The sequence below is a fragment of the Actinophytocola sp. KF-1 genome (genome assembly GCF_054661535.1).
Genome location: NZ_BAAFVK010000001.1, coordinates 610791 through 626578, shown reverse-complemented (window position 1 = coordinate 626578; position 15788 = coordinate 610791). Strand labels below are relative to the sequence as shown.

Annotated in this window: 12 protein-coding genes; 8 read left to right on the top strand and 4 right to left on the bottom strand. The window is 72.1% G+C overall.

All coding sequences use genetic code 11. The features are described 5' to 3' along the window. Positions 1 to 6: 6 nt before the first annotated feature. On the bottom strand, positions 7 to 1185 hold the full coding sequence (sucC, locus tag ACYQ77_RS03105; RefSeq protein WP_459707163.1) for an ADP-forming succinate--CoA ligase subunit beta: 1179 nt from the start codon (positions 1183 to 1185) through the stop codon (positions 7 to 9). A 103-nt stretch (positions 1186 to 1288) separates the two neighbouring features. Beyond that, entirely contained in the window at positions 1289 to 2941 is a 1653-nt protein-coding gene (locus tag ACYQ77_RS03100) for a hypothetical protein (RefSeq protein ID WP_459707161.1), read from the bottom strand. Between the two features lie 2132 nt (positions 2942 to 5073). Between ACYQ77_RS03100 and ACYQ77_RS03095 the strand changes: the two genes are divergently transcribed. Next, positions 5074 to 5757 carry a M23 family metallopeptidase gene (locus ACYQ77_RS03095; protein ID WP_459707159.1) on the top strand — a complete coding sequence of 228 codons (684 nt, stop codon included), beginning with the start codon at positions 5074 to 5076 and terminating at the stop codon, positions 5755 to 5757. A gap of 55 nt (positions 5758 to 5812) precedes the next feature. On the opposite strand, the gene ACYQ77_RS03090 is transcribed toward ACYQ77_RS03095, so the two are convergent. Together ACYQ77_RS03090 and pcrA are read right to left on the bottom strand one after the other, a co-directional pair. After that, positions 5813 to 6058, bottom strand: a complete 246-nt coding sequence (locus tag ACYQ77_RS03090) for a hypothetical protein (protein WP_459707157.1) — start codon at positions 6056 to 6058, stop codon at positions 5813 to 5815. Positions 6059 to 6185: 127 nt separating this feature from the next. Continuing rightward, a complete protein-coding gene (gene pcrA, locus ACYQ77_RS03085) occupies positions 6186 to 8564 on the bottom strand; it encodes a DNA helicase PcrA (protein WP_459707155.1) in 2379 nt (792 codons plus the stop codon). 249 nt (positions 8565 to 8813) lie between these two features. On the opposite strand from pcrA, the gene ACYQ77_RS03080 reads away from it, so the two are divergent. The 7 genes from ACYQ77_RS03080 to ACYQ77_RS03050 all read left to right on the top strand — a co-directional run bounded on the left by ACYQ77_RS03080 (position 8814) and on the right by ACYQ77_RS03050 (position 15783). Beyond that, positions 8814 to 9095 (top strand): chorismate mutase, encoded by a 282-nt coding sequence (locus tag ACYQ77_RS03080; protein WP_459707153.1) that lies wholly within the window; start codon positions 8814 to 8816, stop codon positions 9093 to 9095. Between the two features lie 63 nt (positions 9096 to 9158). Next, on the top strand, positions 9159 to 9467 hold the full coding sequence (locus ACYQ77_RS03075) for a hypothetical protein (RefSeq protein ID WP_459707151.1): 309 nt from the start codon (positions 9159 to 9161) through the stop codon (positions 9465 to 9467). Positions 9468 to 9563: 96 nt separating this feature from the next. Beyond that, on the top strand, positions 9564 to 10280 hold the full coding sequence (locus ACYQ77_RS03070; protein ID WP_459707149.1) for a PIG-L deacetylase family protein: 717 nt from the start codon (positions 9564 to 9566) through the stop codon (positions 10278 to 10280). Between the two features lie 137 nt (positions 10281 to 10417). Further along, positions 10418 to 11638 carry a hypothetical protein gene (locus tag ACYQ77_RS03065; RefSeq protein WP_459707147.1) on the top strand — a complete coding sequence of 407 codons (1221 nt, stop codon included), beginning with the start codon at positions 10418 to 10420 and terminating at the stop codon, positions 11636 to 11638. A gap of 183 nt (positions 11639 to 11821) precedes the next feature. After that, a complete protein-coding gene (locus ACYQ77_RS03060) occupies positions 11822 to 12598 on the top strand; it encodes a hypothetical protein (protein WP_459707145.1) in 777 nt (258 codons plus the stop codon). Positions 12599 to 12800: 202 nt separating this feature from the next. Beyond that, positions 12801 to 14165, top strand: a complete 1365-nt coding sequence (locus tag ACYQ77_RS03055; protein WP_459707143.1) for a serine/threonine-protein kinase — start codon at positions 12801 to 12803, stop codon at positions 14163 to 14165. A 19-nt stretch (positions 14166 to 14184) separates the two neighbouring features. Further along, positions 14185 to 15783 carry a protein kinase domain-containing protein gene (locus ACYQ77_RS03050; protein ID WP_459707141.1) on the top strand — a complete coding sequence of 533 codons (1599 nt, stop codon included), beginning with the start codon at positions 14185 to 14187 and terminating at the stop codon, positions 15781 to 15783. Positions 15784 to 15788: the final 5 nt, after the last annotated feature.

The window sequence follows — 15788 nt, the reverse complement described above, 5'->3', positions numbered from 1 at the left end:
TCTGGCTCAGGCCCCCTTCGAGGCAAGCTCGGCGGCCTTGCGCGCCGCGTTGTCCATGGTGTCGACCTGCTCGAGGCCCGGCAGCGCGGCCTCGGTCAGGATGCGGCGGCCCTCCTCGGCGTTGTTGCCGTCGAGGCGCACGACGATCGGCTTGTTCACCGGCTCGCCGCGGGACTCCAGCAGCTGGAAGGCCTGCACGATGCCGTTGGCGACCGCGTCGCACGCGGTGATGCCGCCGAAGACGTTGACGAAGACCGACTTCACGTCGCCGTCGCCGAGGATGATCTCCAGGCCGTTGGCCATCACCTCGGCGGACGCGCCACCGCCGATGTCGAGGAAGTTGGCGGGCTTCATGCCGCCGAACTCCTCACCGGCGTAGGCGACCACGTCGAGGGTGGACATGACGAGGCCCGCGCCGTTGCCGATGATGCCGACCTGGCCGTCGAGCTTGACGTAGTTGAGGTCCTTGGCCTTCGCCGCGGCCTCGAGCGGGTCCTCGGCGGCGATGTCGACGAGGTCGGCGTGGCCGGGGTGGCGGAAGGACGCGTTGTCGTCGAGCGTGACCTTGCCGTCCAGCGCGATGATCTTGTCCTGCGGGTCGCGGACCAGCGGGTTGACCTCGACGAGGGTCGCGTCCTCGCTGACGAACGTCTCCCACAGCTTCACGACGACCTCGGCGGCCTGGTCGCGGATCGCCTCGGGGAAGTTGCCCGCGGTCAGGATCTCCTTGGCCTTGTCGAGGTCGACGCCCTTGAGCGCGTCGACGGGCACCTTGGCGAGCGCCTCGGGCCGCTCGACGGCCAGCTGCTCGATGTCCATGCCGCCCTCGGCGGAGGCCATGGCGAGGAAGGTGCGGTTGGCGCGGTCCAGCAGGAAGGAGAAGTAGTACTCCTCCGCGATGTCGGAGGCGGGCGCGACCAGGACACGGCGCACGATGTGGCCCTTGATGTCCAGGCCCAGGATCGCCTCGGCCTTCGCCTTCGCGTCCTCGGGGTCGTCGGCGAGCTTGACACCGCCCGCCTTGCCGCGGCCCCCGGTCTTCACCTGCGCCTTGACGACGACGCGCTGGCCGAGGTCGGCCGCGATGCGACTCGCGTCGTCGGCGGTGTCGGCGACGTCCCCGGGCAGAACCGGGACGCCGTGGGCCCCGAAGAGGTCCTTCGCCTGGTACTCGTACAGATCCACTACGACGGTCTCCTGTATCTACGGCTCGACTAGGAGGAACGGCTGCGCAGAAGACCCTAGCGACCTGCGGCTAAGGGGAGACGGGCGGCGTCCGTGAAGTCCCTCACTCGGTGCGGTCGGTCATGGCCGTGACCGCGGCCACGACGAGGGCCAGCAGACAGGCGAGCGACAACCACGTGCCCTGCCCGGCCGTGGCGCCCTCGGCGCGGTCGCCGGTCATCGGCAGTTCCAGCAGGTGCACTCCGACCACGGCCGCGCCGCCGAACAGCAGGGCGGCCGCCCGGTGCGGACGCGAGAACGCCGCGACGGCCGCGGCCCCGGCGACGACGGCGAGCCCGATGAGCAGCCCCCACGACGCGAGCCGGAACTCGGTGACGATCCCGGGCGCGGTGAAGTCCGGCGCCGAGATCATCGGCGCCGCGAACGCCCCGACCGCCAGCAGGACCGCGGCCCCCGCGGGGATGGCGATCCGCGTGTGCAGCGTCCGTTCGGTGAGGTCCACGTCGTCCCGCTCGGCCCCGCCCGCGACCACGGCGGCGACGGCGGCGAACCCGGCGAGCACGATCGCGACGACCGCGAACCAGGTCCCGGCCCCGACCCGCAGGTCGACGGTCACGATCGGCAGGTTGAAGGCGGTGCCGGGCAGCGTCGTGCCGGTGAAGGCGGCGTCGAGGCTCGCGAACCCGACGACGGCGACCGCCCCGAGCGACACCACGAACGCCGGCCGCACGGCCCCCGCCCACCGCGTGAACAGGGCGGCCCCGAGCACGAGAACGACGATCCCGGCGGGGACCAGCTGCCGGTTGGCGTAGCTTTCCGGCTGGTCGCCGCCCTCCACGACCACCAGCGCGCCCATCGCACCCGCGATGGCGGCGGCCCCGGTCAGGACCCCGAGAACCCCGGTCACGACGTGCAGCGGGCTGGTGCGCAGTTCGAGCTCACCGTCCCGCGCGCCGTCCCGGACCCGCTCGCCGCGGACGAAGAACAGGATGAGGACCAGGACCGCCAGCGGCACGAGCGTCAGCAGCCCACCGCCCCGCTCGACGTGCAACCAGTCGATGGCCGCCACGGCGAACACCTGCGGCAGCGCCAGCCAGGCCATCGCCAGGAACAGCCCGACCCCCATCCCGCGGGCCAGCGCAGGCCGGGAGCTGCCCGCCGCGACCGCCCCGCCGACGAGCAACGTCAACGCGAGCAGGATGCTGCCGTACCGGACCAGCGCGGGGCTGTCGACGAGGTCGTGCGCGAGCAGGAAGGCGTTGTCCGACCGGAACGGCGGGAAGAACAGCCCCGCGATGCTCACGACAGCGGCGGCGAGCGCCCAGCCCATGGCGGCGCCCCGCCCGGCGACGGACACACTCCGGTCGAGCGCGGCGAAGTAGTCGGACGTCGGGTCCGCCCCCGCTCGGCCCCCGGCGAGCACCCCGGCCACGAGCGCCGCGAGATGCCCGCCGAGGACGAGGTAGCTGCCGATCCCGGGCGAGAGGTCCGCGAGCGAGGTCGGCACGAGGATCTCGGGCCGCGAGGCCTGCAGGGCGTCGACGATGAACTGCGCGTCGACCAGAGCCAGCCCCGGCGCGAGAAGCGCGGCCCCGGCCAGCACGCCCGCCGCGACGATGGCCCGCCCGAAGAGGATGAACAGAATCGCCGCGACAGGTGCCGCGAAGGCAAGCACGGCGAGCAGGAACCCGCTGCCGAACCCGGCCAGGGGCGAGTCGTCGACCAGCCCCTGCCCGACCCCCACGACGGTGAGCACGGCCCCACCCAGCGAAACCAGCAAGGCGATCCGCAACCGGAGGGGCGCGACCCCCCACCCAAGCCGATCGACGTCCTGTGGTGCCCCACGCTCGCGGCCACCAGCCGAACCGAGCGTCGATCGAGTCCGCGCAGTCATTGAGTGAAGACGCTAGCAAGGTCCGCGGGTGTGCACATGGCGCGCCCATGGTTGATCGGTGGGCGGCGGGCTCAGCTGGGCTGGCGCCTCCGTCTGTCGCTTCTCCGGACCCGCTCACCGACGGGGCTGAACGATCAAGCCCGGTGGAGCGAGGTAGCTGTGGCTTCCCGGCCCGGGTTCGGGCTGGACACACGTTGGTGCGTCGAGTGGGCCGGGCAGGCCCGGCATGCCGCAAGGCGAGCAGGTCAGCGGACCGGGCACACCGGTCGGGCGGATCAAGCAGGCCAGGCACGTTGGCCACACTGCGGGGCCGAGCAGATTGTGGCACGCCGAGCGGGAGGGCAACCCGGGCCGCGCGAACGAGTCGGGCAGGCCGGTCATCCAAGCCCTCGGCCGAGTTGGACAGTCCAGAACGCAGCCGGGCAAACCGGCGACCGGGCGCACCGGTCAGGCCAGCATCCGAACAGATCCAGCGCGCGAGTCAGGCCAGTCCCGTCAAGCAGTTGGGTGGCTGACCAACCCAGGCACACCGGAGCAAGGTGGCTGGACCAGCCCGATCGCCCCCGTCAGCCAGGACGCTGGACCAGCCCGGGCGGTGCGCGGCGCGGATCAGCTGCTGAACTGGGCGCGCAGCCCGGTGACGCAGCCCGGTCGCGCAGCCCGGTGACGCAGCCCGGTGACGCAGCCCGGTGACGCAGCCCGGTGACGCAGCCCGGTGCCCTCGCCCCCTGCGGCCCTAGCCCTAGCCCGGTGACCCTCGCCCCCGCGCGGCCCAGGCCTCGGTGGCCCATGGCCCAGCCCGATACCAGGGCCGATGACCTCGGCCCAGTGGCCTCCGCCCCCGCGGCCAGCCCCGTGACCCAGCCCGATGACCCAGGCCAGCGGTCTCGCCCCTACGCCCCAGCCCAGTGGTCTCGCCCCTCGCGGCCCAGCATCGTGAGCCAGCCCGATGGCTCAGCCAGTGGTCTCGCCCCTGCGGGGCAGCCCGTGAGCCAGCCCGATGACCCAGCCAGTGGCTCGCCCCCACGACCGGGTCCCGCGAACCAGCCCAGTGGTCTTGGCCCTCGCGGCCCAGCCTCGTCGGCCAGCTCGGTGGCCTAGCTCCTGTGCCCAGCCTTGTGGCTGCGCCCCGGGGTGCAGCTCGGGCGGCCGAGCCCGTGGGCGTGTCGTGGCACACCTCATGGGTCAGCCAACTGACCGGGCCACTGGCCCGCAACCGCCCCGGCAGGCGGCTGCTGGCAGCCGCCTGCCGGGGCGGTTGCCCATGCTGGGCCTGGCGGCTCTCGCCCGGGGTGGCGGAGCTTCCGACGCGCGGGTTCAGGAGTTGCTCTCGCGGGCTGGCGTGATTCGGGGTCGGGGCTTGGGGGCGGCGGCCGGACCCCGAGTTCTTGTGGGTGTTCTGTCGGTTTGTTCCTTTCTGTCTTGCGCGAGCGGGGTCAACGCCGTCGCCGCTGTTCGGGGTGTGGGGGGCGCGGGTGGTGGGGGCTTGAGTTTGGTTACGAACGGCCGTGTTTGTTGTTCGCGGAGCGGGCTGGCTGTGTGGGTCTTTCGTGTCTTGGATCACATCGGGTCTGTAACTTCGGGTTTACCTTCGGTCATTGGGCCTGGTTACAGCGGGTGTGGGCGCCACCCGTTTGGCGGACTTGGTTCACGGAAGTTGCCCTCGGCGGTGCCCCTTCGTTATCGTCCCCCGGTCCGTTGTCACGGTCCGGTCACGAATTGGGCAGTACGGCAACCGCTAGGTTTAGTTGCCGCACAGCCGGGATCCCCCGCCCGGTGCTCACGCCGACAGCTCGGCCCCAACGAGCCAGGCGCATGTCGAGCCGGACTCCCCGAAGACGGAAGGGCAGGCCTTGTCTCGACACCGCTCCCCCAGCGGCGACGCACGGGAGTGCGCAGCGCTTGACGCTGCGCTTGCTGAACGCAACAGCTCCGCACGGATCCGTTCCGCTCAGCACCGCATGAACCCACCCTCGTCCGCGCTACGTGGACGCGTGGTTGTCGCCGCGGTGGCCGTCGGTGCGTTCGCCGCCGCCGCTGCCGGTCAGACGCTCCAAGCTGCCGGCCAGTCATCTCCTTCCGACGACATCGCACCCCTTGCCGACAGCAAGAACGCCTCCGCCCAGCTCGGTGGCGGCATCGGCGGCAGCTCGTCGGCCGCCGCGCCGGAAGTCCTGACGGTGGCCAAGATCTCCACCGCCCCGGTCGAGGCGCAGAAGATCGCCTCCACCAACCAGATCGTGCAGGCCCGTGCCGCCGCCCTCGCCGCGGCCAAGGCCGAGGCCGAGCGGCCCAAGTTCGTGCGGCCCGCCCAGGGCACCTTCACCTCCGGGTTCGGCGCCCGCTGGGGCACCACCCACTACGGCATCGACATCGCCAACAGCATCGGCACGCCGATCGTGGCCGCCGCCGACGGTGTGGTCATCGAGGCGGGCCCGGCCAGCGGCTTCGGCCTCTGGGTCCGCATCCAGCACGACGACGGCACCATCACCGTCTACGGCCACATGCTGGACTACTCGGTCCAGGAGGGCGAGCGGGTCAAGGCAGGCGAGCAGATCGCCCGCATCGGCAACCGCGGCCAGTCCACCGGACCGCACCTGCACTTCGAGGTCTGGGACGCCGACGGCCTGAAGATCAACCCGCGGACCTGGCTCCTCGAGCACGGCGTCAGCCTCTGATCGGTCCCCGGCGCCACCGAGCGCGCACACCGTGCGCCACCGCGCCGCCAGCCAGTCAGACGCGGCGGACGAAGAACGCCCCCGCGACCCGCCAGACGGTGCACATGCCGCCCTTGCGGTGACGAGCCGCGGCGCAGCCCGCGCAGCTCCCTCGACGGCCCTCAGGCCGATGGAGGTCGAGCAGCGCCCGCCACGCGGCGACGAGCACCCGCAGCTCCTCCGACTGCCCGGCACGCCGGTCGACCGCGTCCAGGTACCTGCCGATGTTCTCGGCGAGCACGCCGAACAACACCTCGTCCACATCTAGGACTCCCTGTCTCACCGAGCGGGACCTGGGTGGTCCCGCGTGGTGAGTAGTCAACCGGATGGCACCGACAGTTTCGCACATCCGTTCGACCACGAGAAGCGGGATTCACTCGAAAGTGGAGTCAGAGCTTCTGGATGGGCACGCTGCCGATCAGCATGAGGCGGATGGTGCCCGCGGTGCCGAAATCGATCGTGGCGGTCGCGCGGGGGCCGGCACCGTCCGTGGCCACCACGGTGCCCAGGCCGTACTTGTCGTGCGTGACCCGGTCGCCCACGTCCAGCGACAGCGCCGGGGTGTCCTTCCAGCCCTTCGCGGGCCCGAACGACGGCGTGGCCGACGACGAGCGGTCCCCGAACGACGAGCGACGGCCCCAGCCCGTGGTGGGCGCGCTGGGCGCCCGCCGCTCGGGCTGCACGCGCCGCCAGTCGATGAGGTCGGCCGGGATCTCGTCCAGGAACCGCGACGGCGGGTTGGTCATCGGCTGGCCCCACGCGGACCGCACGATCGCCCTGGACAGGTACAGCCGCCGCTGCGCACGTGTGATGCCCACGTACGCCAGGCGCCGCTCCTCCGCCAGCTCCGTGGGGTCGCCGAGCGCCCGCATGTGCGGGAACACGCCGTCCTCCCAGCCGGTGCAGAACACGACCGGGTACTCGAGGCCCTTCGCGGTGTGCAGCGTCATCAGCGTGACCACGCCGGTGGCCTCGCTGTCCTCGTCGGGGATCTGGTCGGCGTCCGCGACCAGCGACACCCGCTCCAGGAACGCGGCCAGTGAGCCGGGCTCGACGACGCCATCGTCCTCGGCGCCGTCGCCGTCCGGGTCCTCCGGCGGCAGCTCGTGCGCGAACTCGCGGGCCACCGTGACGAGCTCGGTCAGGTTCTCCACCCGCGTCTCGTCCTGCGGGTCGTCGGAGGCCTCCAGCTCGGCGCGGTAGCCGGTGCGCTCGAGCACCGCCTCCAGGATGTCGGCCGTCTCGTGCCCGTCGGTGACGAGGCCGCGCAGGTCGTCCATCAGCTCGACGAACCCGGTGATCGCGTTGCGCGACCGGGCGTTGAGCATCGGCACCTTGTCGTCGACGGCGTCGCGCAGCGCGTCGGTGAACGAGATCCGCTGCTTGTCGGCGTGCGCGGCCACGCACGCCTCCGCCCGGTCGCCGATGCCGCGCTTGGGCACGTTCAGGATCCGCCGCAGGCTGACCGCGTCGTCGGGGTTGGCGAGCACCCGCAGGTACGCGAGCGCGTCGCGGACCTCCTTGCGCTCGTAGAACCGCACGCCGCCGACCACCCGGTACGGCAGCCCCATGCGGACGAAGATCTCCTCGAACACGCGGGACTGGTTGTTGGTGCGGTAGAAGACGGCGATGTCGCTGTACTTGATCTCGCCCGCGCCGTCGCCCCCGTCCATGAGCCGGTCGATCTCACCCGCCACGAACGCGGCCTCGTCGTGGTCGTTGTCGCCGACGTAGCCGACGATCTTGTCGCCGTCGCCGAGCGCGGTCCACAGCCGCTTGTCGCGCCGGTTGGGGTTGCGGGAGATGACCGCGTTGGCCGCGGACAGGATCGTCTGGGTGGAGCGGTAGTTCTGCTCCAGCATGATCGTGGTGGCCTGCGGGTAGTCCCGCTCGAACTCCACGATGTTGCGGATGGTCGCGCCGCGGAACGCGTAGATCGACTGGTCCGCGTCGCCGACCACGCACAGCTCACCGGGCTCGACGCCGTCGGACGACGTGCCGACCAGCTCCCGGACCAGCGTGTACTGGGCGTGGTTGGTGTCCTGGTACTCGTCGACGAGCACGTGCCGGAACCGGCGGCGGTAGTACTCGGCGACGGCGGGGAACGTCTGCAGCAGCTCGACCGTGCGCATGATCAGGTCGTCGAAGTCGAACGCGTTGGCCAGATCGAGCCGCCGCTGGTACTCGACGTAGACCTCGGCCGTGCGGCGCTCGAAGTCGTTGGCCGCCTTGTCCTTCGCGGTCTCGGGGTCGACCAGCTCGTTCTTCAGGTTCGAGATGGCCGCGGCGAGCCCGCGCGCGGTGTAGCGCTTCGGGTCGATGTCCAGGTCGCGGGACACGAGCGTGATCAGCCTGCGCGTGTCGTCCGCGTCGTAGACGGAGAAGCTCGACTTCATGCCCAGCGTGGTGGCCTCGCGGCGCAGCACCCGCACGCACATGGAGTGGAACGTCGACACCCACATGGCGTTGGCGCGCCTGCCCACCAGCTCGACCACGCGCTCGCGCATCTCGGCGGCGGCCTTGTTGGTGAACGTGATGGCCATGATCTGGCCGGGGTGGACGTCCCGCTCGGCCAGCAGGTAGGCGATCCGCCTGGTCAGCACCCGCGTCTTGCCCGAACCCGCGCCCGCGACCACGAGCAGGGGCGTACCCGCGTGCTGCACGGCACGTTTCTGCTGGTCGTTGAGGCCGTCGAGCAGCTCCGCCCCTGCCTTGCGCCGGGGCTGCGGGGACGTCGTCTGGGGAGGCAATTCGAACAGAGTGCTCATTATGCGTCCACGTTACCGGGCAGCACCGACAGCCGGGCGCGCGACGGTCCCGGCGAGTGGACAGAACGCGGGCCGCGGTGCAGAATCGACGCCGTGCGCTACCACGGCTTCGAGTTTTTTTACGGGATCCGGACTCCGGCTCCCGTCGTTGCCTAGCGCGCGAACGACCATCGAAGCCCCGGAGTCCTCGGACCCGGGGCTTTTTGCTCGGGGCCAAGGGGATTCCGCCACATGAGCGAGGAACACGACATGCCCCCCACCACCTCCACGGACGAGAACAAGCAGGCCGGCACCGACATCGACGAGCTGCGCAAGGAGATCGACTGGCTGGACGCCGAGATCCTGCGGCTGGTCAAGCGCAGGGCCGAGGTGTCGCAGACGATCGGCGCCGCCAGGATGGCCGCGGGCGGCACCCGCATCGTGGTCAACCGGGAGATGGACGTGCTGGCGCGCTACCGGGAGCTGGGGCCGGAGGGCCGCAAGATCGCGATGGCCCTGCTCGCGCTCGGCCGGGGGCCGCTCGGCAGATAACCATTGCGAATCTCAGGGTTCCCACCGATCCGGGGCACGCCCGGACGCGGGCACACTGGAGGCATGGTCCTCAACCTGATCGCGGTCCTCATCGCCATCGCGTCGGTCCTGGCGGCCCTCGGGCACGCCGGGTACCTCGCGATGCTCAACTCCGCCGCCGGCAAGCGGGCGGGTGGCGCGCCGATCGCGCAGTACGTCCGGAGCCGGTGGCCCATCGCAGGCGTCACGACCGCGGGCGCGCTGCTCGCGTGGGCGCTGACGAGCGGCAACGGGTTCGTCGACGTCCTCGCCATCCTGCTCGCGGCCGGCTCGGGCGGCACCGCGGTGAAGGCGCTGCAGTCGACGCAGGAGCGGTACCGCACCGGCGGCTGAGTGCCTGCGTGTGCCCACATCACACGATGGGGTGACACGTTAGGGACATGCACACCCAACCCCTCAAACCGACAGCGACCACTTACCCTGGCGTGGGTGAGTACCGCGAAGGTTCGGTCCGCGCTGGTGGTCACCGCCCACCCCGACGACGTCGACTTCGGCGCCGCCGGGACGGTCGCGGTGTGGACGTCGGCCGGGATCGAGGTTTCCTACTGCGTCTGCACGTCCGGCGAGGCCAGCGGTGACGGTTCGCCGGGCATGGCCGAGGTGCGCGAGGCCGAGCAGCGGGCGGCGGCCGCGCAGGTGGGGGTCACCGACCTCACCTTCCTCGGGTACCCCGACGGGGCCGTGACCGCGTCGCTCGACCTGCGCCGCGACATCAGCCGGGTGATCCGCCGCGTGCGCCCCGACCGGGTGCTCACCTGGTCGCCGGAGATCAACTGGGACTTCGTGCCCACCGCGCACCCGGACCACCGGGCGGTCGGCGAGGCCACGTTCGCGGCCGTGTACCCCGACGCGCGCAACCCGCACGCGCACCGGACCCTGCTCGACGACGAGGGCCTCGAACCGTGGGTCGTGCGCGAGCTGTGGCTCGCCGACGGACCGATGCGCCTGCGCAACCAGGCCGTCGACATCACCGACGCGTTCGACAAGAAGATGGCCGCGCTGCGCTCCCACTCGTCGCAGGCCGGGCCGACGGGCGACGCGATCGAGCGGGACCTCCGTCAGTACCACGCGGCAACGGCCGCGGAGTTCGGCCTGGGTGAGGGCCGCCTGGCGGAGGCCTTCCAGGCGGTCGACACGAGCCGTTAGTGATCGTTTCGTCGCATCGCGTCACGAGCCGGAGGGAGGGCAGTCACACAGTCATGACAAGCGGGGGCTGGCGCAGCCAGGAGCAACGTCATGGGCGGCACCGCCGGGGCGCGGCGGGTGCGATGTGGACGCCTGCGGTGCGCCCCGTCGATTCCGGACCGGCGCACGCGCGGCACGACGGGATGCGCGCGTTCCGGCCGGGGGACACGGCCGCGCCACCGGCGTGGCCTGCGAGCGAGGTGCTGACCCGCCGTCCCGGCTGGCCGGTGGACGAACCCGAGGTGCCCAGGGCCCGCGGCGCGGCCGACGCGCCCGCGTGGCCCGCGCCCCGGCACCGCGCGCAGGACTGGCCTGCCGCCGTGCCGCCGTCGCCGAGGCACGCGGAAGGCACGCCGCCGAGCTTCTTGCGGAAGTCCATCGTGGCCGCGGACGCGCCCGCGTCGCCGCGGCGGCCCCGGCACGCGGCGGAGCACGCCGACGTGCTGGCCGACACGGTGCCCATGGGCCCGCCGCCGAAGCACAGCAAGACCGACACCGGCCCGCTGTCCAGCGCGATCGTGTACGCGCTGCCGGAGACGCCCGCGACCGGGCTGCGCAAGTTCGACCTCGGGACCGTGCCCGCCTCGGTCACCCCGCCGCGCAGCTGGCGCAAGGCGGCGTGGTTCGCGGTCGGCACGTCCGCGGCCGTGGTGCTCGGCCTGACCATCGCCACGAGCGAGCTGATGGGCCGTCCGGTGAGCGACGAGACGCTGATCGACGCGCTGCCCGCGTACCCGACGGGCCCGCTGACGCTGGCCGAGCTGCCCCACCACGACGAGACGTCCGATGCGCCGAGCACGGACCGGCCCACCACGAGCACCAGGCACAGCACCAGCGCGACCCCGTCGGCGACCACGGAGGACAGCCCGGCCCGCGACACCGTCATCGGCAGCACCACCGGCGAGGTGTCGGTCGTGCCGACCGAGCCGACCAGCGAGGACACGACCACCACGTCGTCGGCCACGCCCGCGCCGCCGGTCCGCGAGACCGTCGGCGACGCCCCGGTCACGCCCACGGACCCGCAGAAGATGGGCGACCGGACCGAGGAGTACTTCGCACTGGTCACGGAGGACCCGGCCGCGGCGCACGCGCTGACCACCGGCGGCATGGCCCGCGAGGGCGAGGAGGGCATCGAGGCGCGTTACGGCGACGTCGAGCGCATCGAGGTCCAGGAGATCACCATCGACCGCGGCAAGTCCGAGACGACGTCGCGGATGAAGGTGGTCCACAAGGACGGCACGGCGACCATCGAGGAGCGGCGGCTCACCTTCACGTGGGGCGGCGATCCGAAGATCGCCGCGGACTCGACTACAGCGTGATCCGGGTCATAGTCCATTCGAGTGAAGATCCCAGGACGGCGCAACCCCGTTCGGGTGATCCACTCCAATTGACTAGCGCCGGGCACGGCGACCGGAGTACCAGTGGCCCCTAACGCTACGCACGGAGGCCATCACACAGTGGACCGTCTGACGACCGGTCGGCGGCATGCACGCGCCGGCTCGGTGACCGTCACGGAGCTGCTCACCAGACAGGCGTCACCAGCTCTCTGCACGGACAGCTCCGCGGGCGAGCGGGACGACATCACCGACACGATCCCGGTGGTCGTCGCTCCCGTCTCGCACCGCCGCCCACCCGCACGCGCCGCCCAGCTCGCCAAGATGGCGAGTATCGGCGTCGCGGGCGCGGTGCTGTGCGGCGCCGTGGCCGTGTCCTCGATGATCTCCCAGCAGCGGCGCGAGAACGCCCAGCCCGCGGTGCGGCCCACGGTACAGATCACCGGTGACCAGGCGCTGCTGCCCGACCGTCTCGGCAGGACGGTGGCCGAGGCACCCGCCCCGGCGCCCGCACCGCCGCCGGCCGACGAGCCCGTCGCCGCGTCCACACCGTCCGCGACCAGCACCGCACCGCCGCCGCCGGCCGCCACGCCGTCCGGTGGCACGTCCGCCAGCGCGGACACCGGTCACGCCGAGCCAGCGCCGGCCGACGACCTGGCGCTGGTCCGCGCGTTCTACGAGAACCTGCCGGACGCCCCCGCCGACGCGTTCCAGCTGCTGGCCCCGGAGCTGCTGAACAGCGGCCTCGGCGAGTTCCTGCGGTCCTGGTCGCACGTGGTGGCGATCGACTCGGTCGACGTCGTCCAGCAGGCCGACGGCGTGCTGGCCACCGTGCGCATGCGCCTGCTCGGCGGCGGGCACCTGCGCATCCAGCAACTGCTCACGGTTGCGGAGAGTCCCCGTCGCATCGTCGGGGTGCAACTGCTGTCAGCCCAGCGGAACTGACCCGGTAACCTGCGACCCCCTGCTCATTCCACCCGCAATACCAAGCACGCCGCGGCGTTCACGATGTGGTCCCTGTTCGTGCGCGCAGAGTGAACGCCTAGCCTGGTGCGGGTTGGCGCACGCGGGGCCAGACAGCCGTTCCCAAAAAATCCCGGAGTCGGCATGTACACCGATCACCTGCAGGTAGGGGGGACTCGGCGCGATGACCGATGAAGGTCGCCTGGTCGCCGGCCGTTACCGCCTGGTGCACCGCATCGGAACCGGTGCGATGGGCGTCGTCTGGACGGCGCACGACGAGAGACTGAACCGCACCGTCGCCGTCAAGAGACTCCTCCTGTCCCCCGGCCTCCCGCCGGAGGAGCAGGCCGAGGCCGTCGCGCGGTGCATGCGCGAGGGCCGCATCGCCGCCCGCCTGCACCACCCGAACGCGATCTCCGTGTTCGACGTGGTCGACGAGGACGGCGCGCCCTGCCTGATCATGGAGTACCTGCCGTCGAAGAGCCTCGCGATGGTCATGTCGGAGCGCGGCCCGCTCCCGGCCCGCGAGGTGGCGCGGATCGGCGCCCACGCGGCCGCCGCCCTGGCCGCCGCGCACGCGGCGGGCATCGTGCACCGCGACATCAAGCCCGGCAACATCCTGCTCGGCGACGACGGCACGGTGAAGATCACCGACTTCGGCATCTCCCGCGCCAGCGACGACGTCACGGTCACCAAGACCGGCATGATCGCGGGCACCCCCGCGTACCTGGCGCCGGAGGCCGCGGTCGGCAACGACCCGACGCCGGCGTCGGACGTGTTCTCGCTCGGCTCGACGCTGTACGCGGCCGTCGAGGGCGAGCCGCCGTTCGGGTTGACGGAGAACACGCTGCAGCTGCTGCACGCGGTGGCCGCGGGCCGGATCAACCCGCCGCAGCTGGCGGGCCCGCTCACCGACGTGCTGGTGGCCATGCTGGCGGCCGAGCCGGAGCAGCGGCCGTCGACGTCGCGGTCCAGGGACCTGCTGGGCGCGGTCGCCATGGGCGAGGTGCCGGACGTGCCGCTGCCGATGGGGCCGGGCACCCGCCGCACCGAGCTGGTCGACGACTACGACGACTACGAGGACTACGGCGACTCCGCCACGCAGATGGTCGGCGCCGACGACCGGACGCGTGCCGTGCGGTCGGCACGGGTGGCGGCGCCGCCCCCGCCGCCGAAGCGGTCCCGCACCCCGATCGTGGTCGGCGCCGGGCTGGCGCTGGTGGCCGTGATCGCCGCGGTGGCGTTCCTCATGGCCAACCGGGGCGACGACGAGCAGCCCACCACCGACCCGAAGCAGACGAACCAGACGCAGTCGAGCGAGGTCGTGACGACGACGGAGGCGACGACGTCGTCCGAGCCGCCGACGTCCGAGGACAAGCCGGAGCCGACGTCGGAGAAGCCGACGACGACCACGACGACGGATCGGACGACCACGACCACGACGACCACCACGACCACCACGACCACGACCACGACGACGGACGAGCCGACGACCACCACGACGACCGCGACCGAGCCGTCGGATCCCCCGGGTGGCGAGGCGCGTTGACGGTTCTGGGGGTCACGCCATGACGTCGGAGGGTGCGCTCGTCGCGGGGCGCTACCTGCTCGGCCGCCAGATCGGCAGCGGCGCGATGGGCATCGTGTGGCAGGCGCACGACGAGCGGCTGCACCGGACGGTCGCGGTCAAGCAGCTGCTGCTGCAGCCCGGTCTCTCCGCCGCGCAGGCCGAAGAGGCGCGGCGAAGATGCATGCGGGAAGGGCGGATCGCGGCACGACTGACGCATCCCAACGCCATCACGGTGTACGACGTCGCGGAGCACGACGGCGACCCGTGGCTGATCATGGAGTACCTGCCGTCGAAGAGCCTCGCGGCGGTGCTGACCGAGAAGGGCACCCTGCCGCCCACCGAGGTCGCGCGGATCGGCGCGCAGGTGGCGTCGGCGCTGGTCGCCGCGCACGCGGCGGGCATCGTGCACCGCGACATCAAGCCGGCGAACGTTCTGCTCGGCGAGGACGGCACGGTCAAGATCACGGACTTCGGCATCTCCCGCGCCACCGGTGACGTGACCGTCACCGCGACCGGCATGCTGGCCGGTACCCCGGCGTACCTGGCGCCCGAGGTCGCGAAGGGCGAGGACCCCAAGCCTGCGGCGGACGTGTTCTCGCTGGGTTCCACCCTGTACACGGCGGTCGAGGGCCATTCCCCGTTCGGGTTGAGCGAGAACACCCTGGCGCTGCTGTACGCGGTGGCGGCGGGCAAGATCACGCCGCCCCGGCAGGCGGGCCCGCTGACCGCGTTGCTCATGCAGCTGCTGCGGGTGGAGCCGTCCGAGCGCCCGTCGCTGACGGTGACCAGGGACAGCCTGCTGGCGGTCGCCGAGGGCAGGCAGCCGACGTTGAGCGCGGCGGCCGCGCCGACGGACCGCATCGCGGGCAACCGCCTCCCGGCGCGTCCCGCCGCCCCCGCGACCCCACCGCGCTGGCCTGCGCCGCCACCTCCGCCGCCCGCCCAGGACGGGACGCGGCTGGACGTGAACCCGTTCGCGGAGCCGGCGCCCAGCGGTCCGATCATGCGGGAGCCCGCACCGACCCCGCCGCCCCGCCCGGCGGCCCCGGCCCCCGGCGGGTCCCGGGTGCGGTCGATCGTGCTGACGGTGCTGGCGGTCGTGGCAGCGGCGCTGGTGGGGATCCTGGTGGCGAGCCTGCTGGCGGCGGGCAACGACGACGACAACGGCGCGGCCCCACCGCCCACGACGACGACGGAGAAGACGACCACGGAGGCGGTGACCTCGGAGTCCCCGTCGGAGTCGGCGTACGAGGAGCCGACGGCGGAGGACTACCAGAGCCTGGTGCAGGACTACTACGCACTGCTGCCGCGCGACCCGGACGCGGCGTGGAACCTGATGACGGACGCGAGCCACGAGAAGTCGGGCGGCAAGTCGTCGTACAAGCGCTTCTGGAAGACCGTCCAGAGCGTCGAGGTCCTGTCCATGTCCGCGGACGACAACGAGGTCGACGCGACACTCAAGTTCGTGACGAAGCGGAACCGCCAGTCGACGGAGACCTACCGGCTGACAATCGTCCAGCAGGACGGCGACCTGCTGATCGACGACTACGAGAGCCTGGGCCGCTCCTCCGGCGACAACGACGACGAGGACGGCTGACCTCT

Bases quoted from the DNA above. Each gene is read 5' to 3' on its own strand.
- pcrA (WP_459707155.1), bottom strand. From the start codon at position 8,564: ATGAGCACTCTGTTCGAATTGCCTCCCCAGACGACGTCCCCGCAGCCC.
- ACYQ77_RS03080 (WP_459707153.1), top strand. From the start codon at position 8,814: ATGCCCCCCACCACCTCCACGGACGAGAACAAGCAGGCCGGCACCGAC.
- ACYQ77_RS03075 (WP_459707151.1), top strand. From the start codon at position 9,159: ATGGTCCTCAACCTGATCGCGGTCCTCATCGCCATCGCGTCGGTCCTG.
- ACYQ77_RS03055 (WP_459707143.1), top strand. From the start codon at position 12,801: ATGACCGATGAAGGTCGCCTGGTCGCCGGCCGTTACCGCCTGGTGCAC.
- ACYQ77_RS03050 (WP_459707141.1), top strand. From the start codon at position 14,185: ATGACGTCGGAGGGTGCGCTCGTCGCGGGGCGCTACCTGCTCGGCCGC.